General features: G+C 40.9%; 19 protein-coding genes. 5 read left to right on the top strand and 14 right to left on the bottom strand.

The window, feature by feature from the left end; translation table 11 throughout:
- Positions 1 to 130: 130 nt before the first annotated feature.
- Together MFF31_RS14645 and MFF31_RS14640 are read left to right on the top strand one after the other, a co-directional pair.
- Positions 131 to 1,897 carry an Rqc2 family fibronectin-binding protein gene (locus MFF31_RS14645; protein ID WP_238188857.1) on the top strand — a complete coding sequence of 589 codons (1,767 nt, stop codon included), beginning with the start codon at positions 131 to 133 and terminating at the stop codon, positions 1,895 to 1,897.
- Positions 1,898 to 2,122: 225 nt separating this feature from the next.
- Positions 2,123 to 2,734 carry a hypothetical protein gene (locus MFF31_RS14640; protein WP_238188856.1) on the top strand — a complete coding sequence of 204 codons (612 nt, stop codon included), beginning with the start codon at positions 2,123 to 2,125 and terminating at the stop codon, positions 2,732 to 2,734.
- A 152-nt stretch (positions 2,735 to 2,886) separates the two neighbouring features.
- On the opposite strand, the gene MFF31_RS14635 is transcribed toward MFF31_RS14640, so the two are convergent.
- From MFF31_RS14635 to MFF31_RS14605, 7 genes are all read right to left on the bottom strand, one after another.
- The gene (locus MFF31_RS14635) at positions 2,887 to 3,753 is read right to left on the bottom strand and encodes a PHP domain-containing protein (RefSeq protein WP_238188855.1); all 867 of its coding nucleotides are present in this window, start codon (positions 3,751 to 3,753) and stop codon (positions 2,887 to 2,889) included.
- Positions 3,744 to 4,655 carry a selenium metabolism-associated LysR family transcriptional regulator gene (locus MFF31_RS14630; RefSeq protein ID WP_238188854.1) on the bottom strand — a complete coding sequence of 304 codons (912 nt, stop codon included), beginning with the start codon at positions 4,653 to 4,655 and terminating at the stop codon, positions 3,744 to 3,746. The genes MFF31_RS14635 and MFF31_RS14630 overlap by 10 nt, the downstream gene beginning before the upstream one ends.
- A 199-nt stretch (positions 4,656 to 4,854) precedes the next feature.
- Positions 4,855 to 5,292 carry a hypothetical protein gene (locus MFF31_RS14625; protein WP_238188853.1) on the bottom strand — a complete coding sequence of 146 codons (438 nt, stop codon included), beginning with the start codon at positions 5,290 to 5,292 and terminating at the stop codon, positions 4,855 to 4,857.
- Between the two features lie 194 nt (positions 5,293 to 5,486).
- Entirely contained in the window at positions 5,487 to 5,750 is a 264-nt protein-coding gene (locus tag MFF31_RS14620) for a YlbG family protein (protein WP_238188852.1), read from the bottom strand.
- Positions 5,751 to 5,797: 47 nt separating this feature from the next.
- A complete protein-coding gene (locus tag MFF31_RS14615) occupies positions 5,798 to 6,289 on the bottom strand; it encodes a YlbF/YmcA family competence regulator (RefSeq protein ID WP_238188851.1) in 492 nt (163 codons plus the stop codon).
- Between the two features lie 72 nt (positions 6,290 to 6,361).
- A complete protein-coding gene (locus MFF31_RS14610; RefSeq protein ID WP_238188850.1) occupies positions 6,362 to 8,374 on the bottom strand; it encodes a helicase-associated domain-containing protein in 2,013 nt (670 codons plus the stop codon).
- Positions 8,371 to 10,086: a DNA repair helicase XPB gene (locus MFF31_RS14605; protein ID WP_238188849.1), complete on the bottom strand. Its 1,716-nt coding sequence runs from the start codon at positions 10,084 to 10,086 to the stop codon at positions 8,371 to 8,373. Before MFF31_RS14605 ends, MFF31_RS14610 begins: the two co-directional genes overlap by 4 nt.
- Positions 10,087 to 10,250: 164 nt before the next feature.
- Between MFF31_RS14605 and MFF31_RS14600 the strand changes: the two genes are divergently transcribed.
- Complete coding sequence (locus MFF31_RS14600; RefSeq protein WP_238188848.1) at positions 10,251 to 11,102, top strand: thermonuclease family protein; 852 nt, start codon at positions 10,251 to 10,253, stop codon at positions 11,100 to 11,102.
- Between the two features lie 32 nt (positions 11,103 to 11,134).
- Here the strand turns inward: MFF31_RS14600 and MFF31_RS14595 are convergent, their stop codons facing one another.
- On the bottom strand, positions 11,135 to 12,313 hold the full coding sequence (locus MFF31_RS14595) for a M20 metallopeptidase family protein (RefSeq protein WP_238188847.1): 1,179 nt from the start codon (positions 12,311 to 12,313) through the stop codon (positions 11,135 to 11,137).
- A gap of 237 nt (positions 12,314 to 12,550) precedes the next feature.
- Here MFF31_RS14595 and MFF31_RS14590 point away from each other — a divergent pair, with 237 nt between their 5' ends.
- Both MFF31_RS14590 and ftsW read left to right on the top strand, forming a co-directional pair.
- Positions 12,551 to 12,895, top strand: a complete 345-nt coding sequence (locus MFF31_RS14590; protein WP_238188846.1) for a YugN family protein — start codon at positions 12,551 to 12,553, stop codon at positions 12,893 to 12,895.
- A 10-nt stretch (positions 12,896 to 12,905) separates the two neighbouring features.
- Positions 12,906 to 14,072, top strand: coding sequence for a putative lipid II flippase FtsW (gene ftsW / locus MFF31_RS14585; protein ID WP_238188845.1), 1,167 nt, complete (start codon positions 12,906 to 12,908; stop codon positions 14,070 to 14,072).
- Positions 14,073 to 14,137: 65 nt separating this feature from the next.
- On the opposite strand, the gene MFF31_RS14580 is transcribed toward ftsW, so the two are convergent.
- The 6 genes from MFF31_RS14580 to MFF31_RS14555 all read right to left on the bottom strand — a co-directional run bounded on the left by MFF31_RS14580 (position 14,138) and on the right by MFF31_RS14555 (position 19,432).
- The gene (locus MFF31_RS14580; RefSeq protein ID WP_238188844.1) at positions 14,138 to 14,518 is read right to left on the bottom strand and encodes an Asp23/Gls24 family envelope stress response protein; all 381 of its coding nucleotides are present in this window, start codon (positions 14,516 to 14,518) and stop codon (positions 14,138 to 14,140) included.
- 140 nt (positions 14,519 to 14,658) lie between these two features.
- On the bottom strand, positions 14,659 to 14,946 hold the full coding sequence (locus tag MFF31_RS14575; protein WP_238188843.1) for an Fpa/YlaN family protein: 288 nt from the start codon (positions 14,944 to 14,946) through the stop codon (positions 14,659 to 14,661).
- 136 nt (positions 14,947 to 15,082) lie between these two features.
- A complete protein-coding gene (locus tag MFF31_RS14570; protein WP_238188842.1) occupies positions 15,083 to 15,325 on the bottom strand; it encodes an HPr family phosphocarrier protein in 243 nt (80 codons plus the stop codon).
- Between the two features lie 103 nt (positions 15,326 to 15,428).
- Positions 15,429 to 16,544, bottom strand: a complete 1,116-nt coding sequence (locus MFF31_RS14565; RefSeq protein WP_238188841.1) for an aminopeptidase — start codon at positions 16,542 to 16,544, stop codon at positions 15,429 to 15,431.
- Positions 16,545 to 16,607: 63 nt separating this feature from the next.
- Positions 16,608 to 17,333 carry a hypothetical protein gene (locus tag MFF31_RS14560; RefSeq protein ID WP_238188840.1) on the bottom strand — a complete coding sequence of 242 codons (726 nt, stop codon included), beginning with the start codon at positions 17,331 to 17,333 and terminating at the stop codon, positions 16,608 to 16,610.
- A gap of 203 nt (positions 17,334 to 17,536) precedes the next feature.
- Complete coding sequence (locus MFF31_RS14555) at positions 17,537 to 19,432, bottom strand: sensor domain-containing diguanylate cyclase (protein ID WP_238188839.1); 1,896 nt, start codon at positions 19,430 to 19,432, stop codon at positions 17,537 to 17,539.
- Positions 19,433 to 19,665: the final 233 nt, after the last annotated feature.

Below are 19,665 nucleotides of genomic sequence, written 5' to 3'. Positions count from 1 at the left end.
CCGTTCCAGCGGACAGCCCTTCTAACGTAAATGTATTCGGACAGCCTATAAAATATCCCACGAGCACTTAAGTTTTTGTCCCAAGTATGGCATGATAGTGACATACTGCTGGAAGAGAGGTACGAACATAATGGCATTAGACGGTATTGTTGTTCGCGCGATCACCGCTGACTTGCAGCGAAGCATCGGCGCACGTATTCATAAAATCCATCAACCAAACGAGCGTGAACTGGTGCTCAGCATACGGGGATCTGGAGTATCCAGCAAGCTGCTCCTATCCGCAAACCCTACATATCCACGAGCACATTGGACGACAGGAACGTATGTAAACCCGCTGGAAGCACCAATGTTCTGTATGCTGCTTCGGAAACATTGTGAAGGCGGCGTCATTGAATCTGTTCGTCAGATAGGGCGCGAGCGAGTCATTCACATCGATATTAGACACAGAGATGAGCTTGGCGATTCCTCTAACAAACGAATCATTATTGAAATTATGGGCAGGCATAGCAATATCATTCTCGTCGATCCAACTACAGGAATGATCTATGACGGTATTCACCATGTCACCCCCGCTATTAGCAGCTACCGGATTATTTTGCCAGGCAGCACTTACATGGATCCACCTGATCAACAAAAAGTAGATCCGTTGGAAATTCAAAGCGAAGATCAATTCAAGTCGTATATGACGAAGACTGATGAAGAAGAACCACTTCCAATCTACAAAGGACTTGTTGATGCATTCAGCGGAATAAGCCCACTTGTTGCGAAGGAGCTTGTACATCGCTCACAAAATAGTTCTTCATCCAACCACAACAATGGTGCGAGCGAGTTAGCGTCTTTGTGGAATAGCTTTCATTCATTAATGAATGAAGCCCAAGAAAATAAGTTCCAACCTGTCATCGTAACGGACACTGTAACTGGCAAGGCAAGTTTTTCGATCACACCGCTTACTCACTTGGCAGGGGACACTAGCGAGTTCGCAACGATCAGTGATTGTCTGGAAGCTTACTTCGGAGATAAGGCAGAGCGTGACACGGTCAAACAACGCGCAGCAGATCTTATCCGCTTTGTCCAAAATGAAAAAGCTAAAAATTTGTTGAAAAATAAAAAGCTAGAAGAAACACTAATTGAAGCAAGAGATGCAGAAAAGTACAGAATACTCGGAGAGTTACTAACAGCATACATGCATCAAATTAATCGCGGTGACACTTCTATTGAATTGATCAACTTTTATGACGAAGAGCAAGCTGCTATTACCATTCAATTGGATCCGCAGCTAAATCCATCAGACAATGCTCAACGCTATTTCCGCAAATATACGAAGCAAAGAAATAGTCTATCGATCGTTGCAGAACAAATGGAGCTTGCAGAAGGAGAAATCCTATATTTCGAATCTCTTATACAGCAGCTCGATAAAGCAGCTTTAACCGATATCGAAGAAATTCGTGATGAGCTTGTTCAGCAAGGATATATGAAGGAGAAAAGCAAGAGAGGACCAAAAAGAAAGAAATTACAGCGTCCAGCGTTACTCTGCTATACCTCGTCAGAGAATATTCAAATTTACGTAGGGAAAAACAATACTCAAAATGAATATTTAACGAATCGCCTTGCTGCACCTAATGATACGTGGCTTCATACAAAAGACATTCCGGGCTCCCATGTTGTCATCCGCGGCGTTGACTTCGGCAATGCTACTTTGGAGGAGGCATCTATGCTGGCAGCTCATTACAGTCAAGCAAAAGCTTCAAGTATGGTGCCTGTCGATTACACCTACATTAGACATGTACGCAAACCGAGCGGCGCTAAACCTGGTTATGTTATTTACGATAATCAGAAAACATTATTTATTACACCTGACGAGCAACGTTTAAAAGCATTGCCTTCGGAAATCAAATAGTGTTTGTCAAAAAAAGCACGTAGAGCTTTAGACTCTCCGTGCTTTTTTCGGCTAGCAAAGAAGAACTATCACAATTTCAATTTCATTTAAAGCCCCTTCATATTGGTAAGTCCAGTATGAGCAAGGAAAAAAATATACAACAGAAGATTACTTTAACTAAAACTACAAATTTAAAGTCTGCAAGTACATTTTCTTGCTGACTTTAGTTAACTAATGAGGTGAACTGTGAAAAAAACATTTGTTATATCTATCATTCTTTTAATGCTAGCAAGTCAATCGGGATGTAGTAACTCGAAAAATACGGATACGATAGATAATATATCTGGGAACACTGAAGAGAATAAAATTACGTTTGAGTCCGAGCAAAATGATATGATAAATGCGATGGAATCCAACAATTTCAGTGCACAATTACCATCGGATTATGGGTTTATATCAACAATAGATCTAACTAAAGATTCAGACGCAGATAGGATTATGTACGAGATATATATTGAAAAAGCTACTCATACTATGAATGACATATTAATGACATTTCATCTGGATCCGAAAATGCTTCACAAGCTAGATACAAGTAACGTTTTTCAAACAAATATTCATACTGAAGAGAAAATAAACTTAGGACCAGGTAGTAAAATGAATGGAGTAAAGCTATCAAGAGAACTTATTTTAGATACAAAAAAAATCGATAGAGAAATGCTAAAGATCTATAAAGCCATGTATGTAAAAATATCCTATAGTAACGGCGAGACAAGAGTTTCAGATTACTTTAAAGTTGAGGCAGTTTCATCAACTAAGATTGAGGAGTATCTTGATAAACTTGTAATTGATAAATGATAATTATTTTATACATCAAAACATCCTGTGTATCAATGAACACCATTGTAATACTCAGGAGTCATAGTTCCTTGGCATTCCTCACAATAAAAAGTCACGACTTCTTAGTAACTAAGAGATCGTGACTTTTATATGTGGTACTAGAATTACATTTACCGGCATGACCTCAGTTGTTCCACGACTTTAATAGAAACACTTTTACTGCCAATCGCTCCATGATAGTTTTTACCAAGCCTCGCACCATGGAAATCTGATCCACCAGTTTCAATAAGGTTGTATTTATTTGCAAGCAAGCTATACCGTTTTTCGTCTTCTAAGTTGTGGTCAGAATGGAACACCTCAATACCGCGAGCCCCGCCTCTTATAATATCCTCTACCAGAGAGTCATTATCGTACAGACCAGGATGCGCAATAACGCATACCCCACCAGCTTCATTAATCCACTCTACAGCCTCTAGCGGATGGACTCTTGGAACTTCCACATATGCTGCTGAACCAGACGCAAGAAAGCGATCGAAAGCTTCATTCATACTTTGAACGATACCTTTCCTTATTAGCAACTCCGCAATATGTGGACGGCCAACACTGAAATTCGCTTCGCTTGCCTCATTAGTTTGACGGCGTTCAGCCCCAATTGCTATTATTTCATCCAACGAAATAGCTATGCCGAACGATTGAAGCTTTTCAACAATTAGACTATTACGTCGTTCTCGTGCGTTGCCCTGCCGTGCCAATCTTTCTTGCCATAACGGATCATCATTATTGGTGAAATAGGCAAGCAAATGAATTTCCTTACGCTCCGATACAGTACTGAGTTCAACTCCTGGAATGACCGTTATGCCGATTCGCTCTCCTTCTATTACCGCTTCAGCTACACCTGCTACCGTATCATGGTCAGTAATCGCCACGGCGTGAAGTCCAGCTGTCTTTGCCATCCCTACAACCTCAGCTGGACTATGAAGACCATCCGATGCAGTCGTATGCGTATGCAGATCAGCTCTTCCCTCTACTATAGCCATTGTTTTAGGTCTCTCTCTCGTAGGAAGCTCAAAAACGTGACCGCCGAAATCGGCAGAAGAGCCGACTTCAAATAGATGGAATAAAATTGACGTTGGAATTTTACGTCAGATACTTTCACTATTTTGATAAGCCCTAGCGCTACTTCATGTTTAACCGATGATGTTGAAAGAAATGAAATACCAAGTCCTGCCTCAACTGCAGACTTGACTGCTCCCGTACTTCCAAGCTCCATAACAATTTTTATATTGGCCGGGTCTATCTTCTTCTTAATGAGCTGCTCCTCCATGACAAGTCTTGTTCCTGAACCTTGTTCACGCAACACGAAAGCATGCTCCATCACTTCATGAATGGAAACGGACGAGCGTTCAGCTAATGGATGGTTACTAGGAACGACTAACTTAAGCTCATCACTCATAACAGCTTCCATATGCATATCAGGATGGTTGACCGGTGCTTCTATCAAACCAAAGTTCAATTGATGGTTTAAAATTTCTTCCATAATCTGCGCCGTATTCATTACCTTCATACTTATGGAAATATGAGGGTACTCTCTTCCGAAAGGTCCAAGCAAGCGAGGCAATATATATTCTCCGATTGTAAGGCTAGACCCAAGCTGGAGCCGTCCCTTTAATTGTTCAGTGAAAGCAGACATCGCTTGATCAGTGTCTCGTATTAAGTCAATGCTGCTTTTCGCAAACGGCATCAATGCTCGTCCAGCTTCTGTGAGGTCGATTCGTTTCGTAGAGCGTTGTAACAGCTTTGTGCCAAAATAGTCTTCTAAAGACTGCACCTGCATCGTTACTGCAGGTTGCGTCATATGAAGGGATAGTGCTGCTGCCGAGAAGCTGCCTCGCTCTGCAACTGTATGAAAAATATGTAATTGATGAAAGTTAAGTGCCATAGTCGATCCGTCCTTTCCTTGTTACCATTATACTACAAACAAAGTTCATAGCATTATAAATCCACCAAAAGGTATTTAACATTATATAGAATCTATTATTATTTACATGACGACAAATAAAAAACGTATGATCATCACTCGATCGTACGTTTTCTCTAATATTTGTATTATATTATTTCTCTTCTAAAAATTTTTTTAATTATTTACGTTTTCGGCTATTTTTTACTAATGTCATTCTTCTAGAATGTCTTAACCACGAATAATAGGACTTAAGGTCCCTAAGCTCAATAGTCTCTGACATTCGACCTAGAAATGTGACTACAATCATCTTATGTAATGGATTACCTAGCAAATCCATTTCAGTTAAAGATTCGGTGAACTCAGCTACGAATACGAGATCCTCATCAATTAGATAAACATCCTGTTCATTACGGTAGTACGGTTCGATACGGCCTTTTTTTAAACATTCCCATATATATTCAGCAATATCGTCAAATCCGGTTTTTTCACTTTCCACCCGGTCTAACCAGCGACTTTTGGCATGGTTCGTAATAATAACATCTACCACTCTTTTATCGCCTAGATCAACATAAAACGACTCATATGTACTCCATCTTCTTGTCATTTTATCCTTCATTTCGCAACCTACTCCTCCCAAGGAACCAGGGCTTTTTTCCTATTGATTAATATCATTCTACCATGAATATCCGATATTTCAACATTAAATTAAAGACAGGCCATTAATGTATAAATATGTTAATAGACACAAAAAAATAACGCTTCTCGGCACATTTCATGTACCAAGAAGCGTTATTTACATTTCAATATCGTTTAAACGTTATAGAATCTAGTTTTATCTTCGCTATCTTTACTATACTCTGTCTTGATCTCTGTACGATATGAACGTTCTACTTTACGTACATACGATTGCCGGTTCATCTGCTTCAAAGAATCTTCTACACGTTCAGCATTCATATATAATACAACATAATGCAGCTTTCTTGACATGTAATGGACGGTTCCAAACCTTTCCAATGCCCTCGCTGCCTTCAAATCGCTTACCCATACAATAAAACCCGTTCGATCCGGCAACATATGCTCGCCCCTCCTCCAACAATTCCGATGAACAAAGTTCTAAATTATTATCCGCAACCACCGCTGCTGCAGCCACAAGAACCGCCACTGCTGCAACCGCCTCCAGCACCTTTTTCGTTACTAGGCACTTTAATGTTCTCGGACACAGATTCTGCTATAATACGTGAAACTTCATAAAGCATTTCATCTACAACTTGCTCTGAAGCTTTGAACCGACTGATGCACTCCACACTGGCCATCTGTCTTTCAATTAATTTCACCTTATCTTTAGCTTCATTGTAGCTCGGATGAAAACGTCCGAAACGTTGGCATTCCTCAAATAATTCCTTTGCTTTAGCAAACTGCTTCTGTAAAATCTTCACTTCTTCATTCTGAGAAACTTCAGACTTCCAATATAAATAGTCAGCCACTTCGGCTGAATCATTAATCCAATCACCTATTTCATATGCAGACAAAAGCAGCGATGCCATGTCGATCGAAGATCCATCGCCATCCGCTTGCGGGGTTGAAGCCGCCGTCCATTGTTCGGCAACAGCCATTGACCCACCTCTTTTCTATTCGCTTGTCACTACATTATCATATCATAGACGGATAGCCAATAGATAGAGGTTCTACATAGAATAGCCATCCGGAATGAGTAATTTCATCTCCTCCCACATGTCAGGAGTTAGCCTACTTTTCTCCTCAATATTGTCAGAAAAGAATCTACCCAGCACCGCCCATTCCTCCCCTCTTTTCTCCAATTGATGTGGAACAAACGTGCGAAGATTGCCCATTACATTTAATTGAACAGCTGCTTGGAGGTTAACGGCCTGCTGAATTAATTCTTTGCGTGTGGAGGCATGATAATTGCGCAGTTGCTGCCACCATACGGTTGGAAGCTGTTCTGCTCCCGGGAACAAAACCCATTCTTGCTTCATCGTGTCTTGATCCAGCTCAAAGTGGCTAAGTGATAATGATTCATACAGAAACAATCCTGCATCGTTTCTGCATGACATTAAAGCTTCATCAGACCGTCCCATTCCACTTCTATTTGCCACTATAGGATACTGGACAACTGTCCTCTCTGATCCCCTTTGAACTCCCTTTAGAGGGGGATAACCCGCCTTTTGCAGCAAATGACGAATATCTTCCTTCTTGCTGCTATCAATAATGAAATCCACCTCCCCGACTCGCTCGATGAGATGTGGTGCCAGTTCCTTAAGTTGCAGGGCTGATTCTACCATTTCAACCGAATCACAACGGAGTAACATTACTTCTGCAAAGCAAAAACGACCAGCCCGCTTCGTCCATTCCTCTAACATAGACAATACAGAATCTGGTATTCCCCCTTCGCAATTAGCCGCTAATAAGAAGCCGATAATCATTTCCTTCGATCGGCCATGTTCAATCGCTGTTGCTATACTTTTCCTTGTCAAATTGTAAAGCACGACTGAGTCAATGTTCATTCGTTCACTTATAAGTTCAAGTTCAAACCTCACATCAAAACTACAGCCTGGCATAACAATTAATTCTCCATTAGGTTGAATGATTAATTTCTCTTGAGATGGGGCCTCGAATGTATTCCAGCAAAATACACGACTTTCTTCTCCATTCTCATGCATTTCCGCTAGCTCCATCCATCCCATTTCGTGAAACAACAAGAGGAAACGCTCTGTCCATATTTTTGAAAACTGCTCCTCACGGTCGTTTGCTTCTGTAGCAGATTCCAGCCCGTTACACCAACATTCAATATCTAACGCCTTAAACCACTGGCCCTTCTCCATCCCCAACATTGCAGCCGCCGCCTTTGCATGCTCACCAGCAAAGTTAAACAATTGTCTGCACGTCCATTCCATCAATTGCTGCTCTCTATGCTCGTCTTTCATACCAAGCCAACGAACCAAGTTGTCCTCTTCAATTATGAGCATATTTTCCTTAAGCTTCAAAATACCTATCGCTCCTGCTGCTTCCAGTACAAATGCTGCTAACAAGGAATACACGTCACTGTGTGCCCATTTCAAGCCAAACGAACAGAATGGTTCCTCGTTCATATCCATTTGCTCAACCATTTTGGCAACTGTTTTTTTCGGAAGAGTTCCTTTTGATGTAAGCGTCATGTCCGATTTTGACAGAGCAGCTAGCGCATATAACATCTTTCTCCCAAAAGCTTCTTTCCTCCGGGCGAACTGCCCGTTATTATCCGTAATTGGCATCATGTTAGAAGAAGTGAAGTTCGGTATTTTGCAGGGAAACAACAGCTGCATCCAGATGGCGTAGCTTTCTTGAACAATAAAAATAATTCTTTCTCCCCATACTTTTCTAACAGCTAGAAGTAAGCCCGCTTCCTCCAATTGCCGCAAACCTAAACGGATTTCTGCACCAGCGAGTAAAGATCCCTCCCTTACCATTGCCACAAACCGTTCTTCATCAACAGGTGAGGAACCAAATGAAAGTAAATATCGCTTAAACACTTCTAAGGCGTATGATGTCATTAGATGGGCGGCTTCTTCTATTGCCTTGCGATCCACCACTGCCTCTTGCCATGACAATCCTCTAGAAGTAGCCTCACGCCATATTATAGCCTTTTCGTAAAGAGCAATTTGCTCCACCTTCAACCGTTGCATCACATCACTTATTTTCATCGAAGTGTAGCCTCCTCACACACCCAGCTTCCGTCCTTCTTATCCATAGTAGCGACCAAATGTTCATACGTATAACCTTGCTCCAGCATAAATAGCTGCCGTTTGAGCGCGAACTCCGTTTCTTTTGTCCCTTCAGTAACAAGTGTATAAAACCAAGCCTCATTGTTCCCTGATTTCGGTCTAAGAAGCCGCCCAATACGTTGAGCCTCCTCTTGCCTTGAGCCAAAGCTGCCGGATAATTGAATAGCAACAGCTGCATCAGGTAAATCAACGGCCAAATTAGCTACTTTAGATACGACTAAAACAGCAGATTCTCCCGATTTAAATTGCTCATATAAACGTACACGTTCCTCCTGTGGTACTTCCCCAGTAAGTAAAGGAACATTTAAATAACTGGCGACCTCATGTAGTTGCTGCAAATATTGCCCTATAATAAGTGTAGGTTTTCCACTATGTTTTTTCAGAAGTTCCCGAACCACTTCTAATTTATTTTTATTTTCAGATGCTATTCTAAGTTTTGACCTTGAGCTAGCCTCCATGTAGTTTTGTTCTTGTGAAGTAGACAAAGCAACTCTTATTTCCGTACAACTCACGGACGAGATATACCTATCTTCTTCAGCACATTTCCATTCCATGTCATACTGTTTCGGACCAATTAAAGAATACACATCTTCGGCACAGCCATCCTCTCTGATGAGTGTTGCTGTTAATCCAAGTCGCCGAGTTGCTTGAATAGAAGCCGTCATACGGAACACTGGAGCAGGCAGTAGGTGCACTTCATCATAAATAATAAGGCCCCAGTCTCTTTCAGAGAAAAGTCCCATATGTTTAAATCCCATTTCCTTCGACTTACGATGGGTCAGTAATTGATAAGTAGCTATTGTTACAGGACGGACCTCACTAGACTTTCCCTTATGCAACCCTACTTCTGCTTCAGTCAAGGTCGTTTTGTCCAGCAACTCATCCCTCCACTGCTGGGCGGAAGTTATACTGGACGTTAAGATCAATGTCGCCCTTCCTAATTTAACTAATGCAGCAATTCCTACAATCGTCTTACCTGTACCACATGGAAGAACAATGACACCACTTCCACCGCTCACGCTGCCTTCTTGGACGAATTGATCAACAGCTTCTTTCTGATATTTCCTAAGTGAAAAAGAGCGGCCTTTCGTTGTCTCGCTTCTAAAATGAACGGTGAGCGTTTCACCTTCATGGTAACCAGCCCAATCAATAACCGGATATCCAAGCTTCCCAAGCTCTTGTTTGAACAACCCTCTGCATTCTGGTTTCAGCTCCCATTGATTAGAGCTTGTTCGCTCACGAATCCACTCATTAAGTGAAGGGTATCGACCTAGTTGAAGAAGGACATCTTGATCACCATTTAAAATTAAGTTATCACCTTCCGCTACTAACTTTAGTTTCCCATATCTATTTGACCACGCATGTAACTTTGCTATCGCTTGCAATGGAACTCCATACCGCGCATGTTTCGTTAATTGCTCTACAATTTGACGACAGGTTTGTCCCATACTTAATGCATTCCAAAACGTTAATGAAGTAACACGATAAGTGTGTAAAGTTCCCACTCGTTTGTATGATTCAGCGAATGTATTTATTATCCTGTGAACAATATGTGAAGATTCCACTGCTTCATCAAGCAAAATGGTTAGATCAGACTGTACAATTAATGCTTTATTGTGTTGCATCATCATGCACACCCCCATAAATAACAATCTTTATACCTCAGTATGAAAGGTTTTATATCATTTTATCCCTCTAAACCTACATACTGTTTCGATTATAGGGTGTAACATGTGTTATAGTAGTGGAGATGTAATTATAAAAACACTTTTTTATGAGCGGAGGCCAACCTTCCATGAAGTATTTATTCACGATATTCACCCTTTTACTCGTCATTATATTGGCAGGTTGTAATGCCATTTCTATAGCTCCATCCAATAAAATTAAATCGGATACTTGGTATGATGTTTCCAATTATGTTGATGGTGATACTTTTAAAATTAATGTCGGGAAAGATGAACATACAATTAGACTCCTTTATATCGATACACCAGAAACAGTCAAGCCTAATTCTAAGGTTGAAGCGTACGGACCTGAAGCTTCTGCTCTTACAAAACAATTACTCGAGGAATCAGGAGAAGTTAAACTTAGCTTCGACAAAGAAGTTAAGGACAGATTCGAACGAACTTTAGCCATTGTTGAGTTAAAAGACGGACGAATATTAAATGAAGTTTTGCTTCAAGAAGGATTAGCAAAGGTTATGATCGTTGAGCCTAATGTGAAAATGGAAAATGTATATAAGCAGTTGGAGCAACAAGCTAAGGAGGGCAAGATGGCTCTCTGGAACTCTGGCAAAGAAACGAGCCAAACAGATGTTATTGTGCACAAAGCAAAGGAAATGGGCATACTAATCGAAGTTGATAAAGAGGAAGAATTAGTTACTTTAACGAATACAACATCATCGCCTATTGATTTAGAAGGTTGGAAACTCGTCAGCGTACGTGGCAACCAAACCTATAAATTTGAGCCATTTGAGCTGCCCGCGTTAGAGAAGGCTTACGTCTTTTCAGGTGAAGATATTTCTTCAGAAGGTAAGACTTCAATGCTCATTTGGGAAGTAGATAATGTTTGGAACAATCAAGAACCAGATCCCGCGGAATTATATAATGAAAATAATGAGCTTGTTGCCTTGTGGGAGGACAAATAAATGTCCTCCCGCTTGTACAACAAGCTCTATTTTTATTCAAACGTATAATGTTCTGCCATTCCGATGAGCAGCCTTGCCGAATGAATCATTGCCCGCTCGTCAAAATTAAATTTTGGATGATGATGTGGATAACTTGCTCCGACATCTGAATTACCTGCTCCTACGAACATAAAGCACCCAGGTACCTTTTGTAAATAATAAGAGAAATCCTCTGCGACCGTAATCGCTTCTGCTTGGATAACTCCAACCATCCCTTGCATATTTTCTGCAACAGTAAAAAAGCGTGATGCTTCCCGATCATCGTTAACTACAGGAGGATAACCTATTCTCATATGGTAGTTATATGTCGCACCATGCATTTCACATGTATGTCTAATAAGCTGTTCTAATCGCTCATGAATCAACATTCGCGTCTGCTCATCAAAAGAACGTACCGTCCCTTTCAATTGGCATTTCTCTGCAATGACGTTAAAAGTCGTGCCACTTTGGAAGGAGCCGATTGTAACTACCGCCGGCTGAAGCGGGTCAACGCTCCTGCTTACAATCGACTGAATAGCCTGTACTAGCGCTGAGCCAACGATAATGGCGTCTATTGCCTCATGGGGCAAACCTCCATGACCACCGCGCCCCTCAATATCTATAACAAATTCATCTGCTGAACTCATAAACGGTCCTGGTCTAGAAGCTACTTTACCATACGGGAGTGGTGTCCAAAGATGAATTCCATAAATAGCATCGACTCCTTCAAGTACACCGTCACTTATCATCTCAATTGCTCCGCCTGGCGTTGTTTCCTCAGCAGGTTGAAAGATTAGTCTCCTTTCTCCCGCCAATTCCTCTTTGTGTCTACAATAGTAGCTAGCAACAGCAAGTAATACAGCAGTATGACCATCATGACCGCAAGCATGCATTACACCTGCAATCTTGGACGCATACTCGCACTCTTTCTCATCTTGAATAGGTAAAGCATCAATATCAGCCCGTAATGCAATAGTAGGGCCCGGCTTACTGCCAATGATTTTCGCAACAAGTCCGTATCCGCCTACATTACGCTCAAAACTACATCCCATCTCTTCCAAACGATCGGCTATCCAACTTGAAGTCTTTTCCTCTTTAAACGACAACTCCGGGAATTGATGAAGATGTCTACGCCAGCGGACCATATCCGGATAAATCTCTTGCAGCTTCAAAACTACATTAGAATCAAGCATAACTTCAGACCCCCTTGTCCTACTTGCAGCAACAATCAGTATGTTTTTAATAGTTTAGCAGACTAATGTAACTTTTAGGAAGCTTCTGGAGAATATAAAGGGAGATATGTACATTTCTCACAAATGTCACGAACATCATAGAATTGACTTGGAGTAAGGCTTGCACAGACTGGGGAAACATACTATCATGAGTAAAGAATGTACAACTATGTCTTGTGAATTTAGGAGGAACCAGGAATGATTATTGAAAACTCCGGTTTAATCGGTGTTCAAAGCGAATTGAGCCATCTAGACGACTCAGCTGAAAAAGTCGGGTTCGTTCGTTGGCAGTGGGAATATTATCGCGCTACATATGATTTGAAGCTTGTTGACCGCGCTAGCGGCTCAGAATATTTTCTTCGCATTAATACACGTGCAATTGAAGGCAAGCTAGAATCACCTTATGCGGTTCTTAATATTGAAGCAGTATATATCGGCCGTGCTACTTTCCCGCATGGTTTAGATTATGAATCTCCTGTTCCACAACATATTATGGACACGGCTACACAAAGGCTTCAGCAATTAAAGCAGCAGCTCGTTTAACGAGGACAGCATGAAAGCTGCGCAGAAAGCTAGTCGGGGAAGACCGGACTTTTTGCTTCTCATCATGACCCTCCTTCTCGTAGGATTTGGGATTGTGATGGTATTCAGCGCCAGCTCCGGTGTCGCAGCTGTTTCCAAAGATTTTGGAAACGACGCATTATATTTCACTAAACGCCAGCTCGCATGGGCTGGTTTGGGAATTTTCGCCATGTTTTTTCTTATGAACTTCCGTTACCATGTGTTTAAGAAAGCATTTCCTATCTTATTTGTACCTGTCATTATTATGTTAATGATTGTACCTTTCAGTGAGGAAGTTAACGGAGCTCGAAGCTGGTTTAATATAGGGTCATTGGGTGTGCAGCCTACTGAGCCTGCCAAGCTTGCTATTATATTGTACCTAGGTGCACTCATAGCTAAGAAAGGTGAAAAATTCCGCGATTTCAAAAAAGGGCTTCTGCCCGTCATTATTATTATTAGTTTTGTATGTGGCTTAATTATGTTGCAGCCTGACCTAGGTTCAAGTATGGTACTTGCTTCTTGTGCTACGATTATGATTATTGCTGGTGGTGCTAATTTAAAGCAAGTTTTCATCACTGGCTCGGTAGGCCTAGTCATTCTGACATTAATGACCAGTATCTCTATGGCCATTAATTATGATCCATGGAAATATAGAGTGGATAGATTCACTTCGTTTATGGATCCGCTCGGTAATGCCCAAGAAGGTGCTTGGCAACTCGTATCTTCCCTTCAAGCATTAGGTCATGGCGGATTAACTGGAGCCGGCTTCGGCGAAGGCGTACAGAAGCTGCACTATTTACAATATGCTTATAATGACTTTATTTTCGCTATTATAGGCGAAGAGTTCGGATTTATAGGTAGTACAATCTTTTTGTTGTTTTATCTCACTTTTTTATGGCGTGGTTTAATTGTTGCATTACGATGTCCTGATCTTTATGGCACAGTCGTTGGGGTAGGTATTGTTGGTCTGTTCGCCATCCAGGCCTTTGTTAACATAGGCGGTGTAACAGCTACAATTCCAATTACAGGCGTAACTCTACCATTCATAAGTTATGGGGGGTCTTCCCTTCTCGTCTGTTTAATGAGCGTAGGTGTGCTTTTGAGCATATCAAGAGAAGCAGGACGAGCAGAAAAAGAAAAAACAAAATCTTCTCGATAAATATTTCGACAAAAAACGGCACCTCTCAACTTACGAGAAGTGCCGTTTTTATATCGGGGATATCATTACTTCAAACGATGTTGTAGCTCTTCAGTCTCTTCCTCTTTGAAGGCAACGCCTTCAACCTTAACATTTACTTCTACTACTTGAAGCCCCGTCATATTTTCGACAGATTCGCGTACATTCAATTGCAATTGGCGACAAACTTCTTGAATTGGAATACCATAGTGCACGATGATACGCAGATCAATAGCAGCTTCTAATTGTCCAACTTCAACAGAGACACCTTTTTGAACGTTTTTACCACTCAGACGTTTCGCAAGTCCTTCAGAAATTCCACCGGACATAGCAGCTATTCCAGGCGTTTCGAGTGCCGCAAGTCCCGCAATAGTAGCCACAACATCATCAGAAATACGGATAATACCAGTTTGAAGGTCTTCGGTCATTTCATCCACTCCTTAATATGCCATATATATTCATTGTAATAGAACATGCGTCCTGAATCAAGGCGACCTAATATTTTTGATCATCGTAATTTGTCGATATTTAATAATGCGCATAAAAAAAGGCAGACTCTCGGAAGAGACTACCCTTTGCGATCCAAAGCTTCGTATAATACTGCTAGATTGCGTTCAAGCTTGTTAATGATTTCTTTGCCCGCTAGCTCAGCAATTAATCCAGCCCGTACTGCAAAATCTACTTCTCTTGAGAAGCCATACATTTGAGTATCTAATACTTCTTCATATAATGGGCATTGACGAGTTGTCAAGTTTTCCATCTGAACTTCAATTAGCTTCTCTATTTTACTCGCGTCTTCCTGAAGAAGTCGAAGCGCTCTCTCATGCAAAATATCCGTAACCTCTGGTGCAGACATTCTTCTCCCCCCACTCACGCGTATCCGCCATCTTCTATCTCTTTATATTAGACGAAAAGAAGCGATTACACAAGGACAAAACTGAAAAGCGCTCCTTCATTTTAGAAGAAGCGCCCCTCTAGTAGCAATATTATGATTATTCCGAGATTACGTTAATGGCAAGATTATGCTTTGCGAATACATCAGCCATTGCTTTTTTCGCTGCTTCAGCATCTTGTCCATGTACGTGAAGATCATAGGAATGACCACCAACTAATGTAGTGAAAAGCCCTAAAATACTTTTTACGTCGATGTATTTGCTTTCTGCTTGCAATACGATAGATGAAGTGAATTGGCTAGCTGTTTGTGAAATTTCAACAATTGCTGCGTTATTAGACATGGGAGATCCCTCCAATAAAATAGTAAGACTTTCCTAGTCACAATGATAACCTGAAATTCTCTATCCTACAATAGCTACAGCGAAAAAAACGCTTCATCTGCTATTATTTCAAATTATCGGGATTTAACATTTCTAGTTCAGGGATAACAAATATACCATCTTTTCTGATCAAAACATCATCGAAATAAATTTCCCCGCCACCGTATTCTGGACGTTGAATAAGTACCAAGTCCCAGTGAACAGAAGAACGGTTGCCGTTATCTGTTTCTTCATAAGCTTGTCCAGGTGTAAAATGAAGACTACCCGCGATTTTCTCATCAAACAATATGTCGTTCATTGGATGCAAAATATGTGGATTAAAACCAATTGCAAATTCGCCAATATAACGTGAGCCTTCGTCCATATCCAAAATTTCATTTAAACGCTCATTATTGTTGCTCTCAGCTTTAACGATTTTTCCATTTTCAAAAGTGAATGAAATGTTTTGGAAAGAAGTGCCTGCATATACGCTTGGTGCATTGTATGTAATAGTCCCTTGAACGGAATCACGTACTGGAGCAGAGAATACTTCACCATCAGGAATATTGCGATGACCAGAGCATTTTTTGGAGCCAATTTCTTTAATCGAAAATGTGAGGTCTGTTCCCGGGGAAACGATACGCACACGGTCAGTACGGTTCATCAGTTGCTGTAATGGGTCCATTGCTTTGTCCATCTTGTTGTAATCGAGATTACACACATCAAAGTAAAAATCTTCAAATGTTTCTGTACTCATTTTTGCAAGTTGCGCCATTGACGGGCTTGGGTATCTGAGAACGACCCATTTCGTTTTTTTGACACGTTGCTCCGAATGTACAGGATTACGATAAAGTTGCTCATAGAGGCGCATATTAGCATCAGGGACATCGGAAAGCGCATTAACGTTATCTCCAGAACGAACACCAATATAAGCATGCATTTTTTTCATTTGTTCCAAATCAAGCTCGGCCCACAGCTCAATCTGTTCTTTTGTTGCATGAGTTAGAAGCGTTCTAAGAACGGAATTGTCTCTCAGTTCAACAAATGGACGTCCGCCGCGCTTGGCTACTTCCTCTATCAAACATTTTGCAAGCTCCTTCTCTGAACCGATCATATCAATGAGAACGTTTTCTCCTGGCTGAACATCAATAGAATATTGCACCAAGTTTTGTGCTAACTTTTTTAGTCTAGGATCACGCATACAAAAATCTACTCCTTTTGTTAAATTTATCTAAGATGCTTACCTTTTTTCTATAACATCCTATCACGATTTTGGACTTATTGCATCCTCAGTAGCCGATCCGTCAAAGGATTGGAAACGTATCATCGTATGCCTTGATTCATTAGCTTGTTGGCCATTCTTGAAATAGGAGAAAGCCGTTCTTTCATCCATTTTGAGTGGTATAAGCTTCTTCTTATCGATTATAAGATCGTACTGTGAATCGACCATTAACGAATTTAACATATTGTTCAGCTCATTCCTCGATTGCTCAATAACTGTCTTGTAGCTGTTCGACGTAGCACTTCCAGCTATTATATTGTTACCCGTCAGTTGATCCAATTGCTCAGTTAGCGTTTTTTTCCATCTCAATTTAGCAGTTTCGGCATCTTCCCATACATGCAATACGATTATATCCGCACCCAGAGATTTCTCAGTACCTTCTTTAATAATTTCAACCTTCTCATTTGATTCCTTCAGTGACTTAAGTATGTTTACCGGATTCCATTTCATATGATCTTGCCCTTCGCTTTGCAGCGTTAACTGATGGTGATTGACAATCTTACCTTCAAACGTTTGCGGCTTTAACATCGCCCCTTCTCCAATCCCTATACTTAAAGAACCCGTAAATGCATACTGATCCATTGCTGCTAAGCCCGAATATGATAACGACAACCATTCCTCTGGCGAACGTTGCTTAGACGATCCCGTACATCCAAATAGTAATTGTAATACAGCGCAGACTACAATAAAGCCAAAGATTTTACGCAATCGATTTACCGCCCTTCGTCTCAATAATAAGAAATACACATATTAAAAACTAACCATATTTCATTCATTAACTTTAGCGTACCAAATCTCCAACTGCATTATTCTTATCAGATAAAGAGTCCTTTGCAGACAACGAAAAAAGACGCCCATAAAGGCGTCTCTTCAATCTAAAGTATATTTAATTACTATGATCAAGAGAACTATCAGTTTTCACCAACAATGACGCAGTTTCTTCCATTATTTTTGGCTTCATATAGCGCCATATCTGCTCGATAAAACAGAGATTCAACACTAATCTTTTCATTATCGAAGGTCCATTCCGAAACACCGCATGATACGGTTACAGTAGGATCTGTTTCCTCGGCAACTTGCTTTCGAATCCGTTCTGCGATGCGTAACGCCTTTTCCGTCCGGACACCCGGCAAATATACTGCCAGCTCTTCTCCACCCCAACGTGCTGCTATGTCATCTTCTCTAATAGAGGATGTAATAATATTGCTCACTTGTACCAATATTCGATCTCCTACCTGATGTCCGAATGTATCATTCACTCGTTTAAAGTAGTCAATATCAACCAAGATAAGTGAACCGAAGGCATCTTTCCGCTGGCGATTCTGAATTTGTTCGTTTAAATAGTGACGTGCATGAAGTCCAGTTAAATTGTCAGTAATAACCATTCTGCGCACTTCAGCATGCAGTGAAGCATTTGTAACAGCAAGCCCGATATGTGTGCTCATTACTTGAAGAAGTTTATAATTGTCATAAGAGAAAAAGCTAGCTTTTTTGTGAGTAATCAAAATCGCACCGACTACTTCACCATCCACAAATATTGGCGCAGCAATAAGTGATCTAGATCCCGTATTATCCATGAGCTTTGATGTCACAACTCTTGTATTCCAATAATCAGAAATGATGAGTGGCTCTTTCGTTCTATAAATAATTCCACAAAACCCGTATTCAGATGAATAGGTTTCAGTTGCAAGCGCCGGAATGTTACCCGATTTAACAACGAATTGATTTGTTTCCTTATTCAGTTGTAGAACACAGCAATGATCCGCCCCAAATATAGTCAGAAGCTCACTTGTTGCAAACTGGAATATTTCTTTCACCCGCAGCGATTGATTCAACCGCTTTGTCATATCATTAATTAATTTGAGTTCATTAATAAGAAGATTGGACTGTTCGTATAACTTTGCATTTTCGAAGGCAGATCCAGCAGTATCTGCGAGCAATAAAAAGGCTGGTAGATCAGAATCATCCCACTTACCTCGACCGATTGTGATGCAAAGTACACCATATGCTGCTTGTTTACCCGACATGGGAACAGCAAGACGCATCCCGCCATCGCGATCATGTTCTTTTGCCGGCTTTCCATCTAAAAACGCTTGTGCAACAATGTCATGGGCTGTATTCTTAAATACAAGCGGCTTCACCCGAGGGTCACCGTCCACATAGTCTTGCGAGAGATGCATATTTACCTCAGAATCTGGATAAAGCGTTTCTAAGCTGTGCAACATTTCCGATAGTACGGACGTAACATCAATTTGGTCATACAGCCTTTTCGCTACGAGAAACAATGCATCTCTTCTGCTAGCTTCTTTGTCGGTGCGCTCCTGATATTGGAGCATATCCTTCACATATAGCTGCTCGAAGCTACGATAGAAACAGCTCTTGTAATGGAGAGCAGTTGCTTCTAATTCGAATAAATTCGGTGTCACATCTATAGAAGAAATAAATAGCAAAGCAGCAAATATTTTCTCATCGTTGCGACGAGTAATCGGTATTGCAACTACTTGAATGTCAGACGCTACAGTGTGACTAGTTCCCTTATTATCAAATGCGGCTTGCAGTGCTGAACGCACAACATCCTCATCACTTATGTTCATTTCTTCTATACGGTGACCTTCAGTTGCATGACAACGTCCGTCCCTGCTATAGATCCCAAATTGCCCCACACGGAAAGAAGCTAGTGCGGAAGCTTCATTCCCCCATTGAAGAAAGCTATCTTCAAATAAAGACGGCAGATAAGGCTCGTCCGCATCATGAATATCTTCGTTGGCAAACCATATAGGATGTTTGACGTTCCATTCATTAAACATGCAGCACCTAACCCTTTCTATGTACAACAGGGAGACGAGCACTCGCCTTAACCATCATACTTTATTTTTAAGAATATTGCACTAGCATTTCCATAATTTATAGGACTTTAGACGCTTTTTTTGCCATCTCTTTTAACCCTTATTAGATTAGACTCAGCCTTGACATTTCATATAGATTTCGTATAATATTAGTTGTTGAAAACATGGGCGTACGGTTTTGTGTCACCCTCAGG

It is taken from the genome of Paenibacillus sp. L3-i20 (genome assembly GCF_022180385.2).
GTDB lineage: Bacteria > Bacillota > Bacilli > Paenibacillales > Paenibacillaceae > Pristimantibacillus.
Note: the sequence above shows the minus strand (reverse complement) of the source record. Positions and strands in the feature narration are given on the sequence as shown.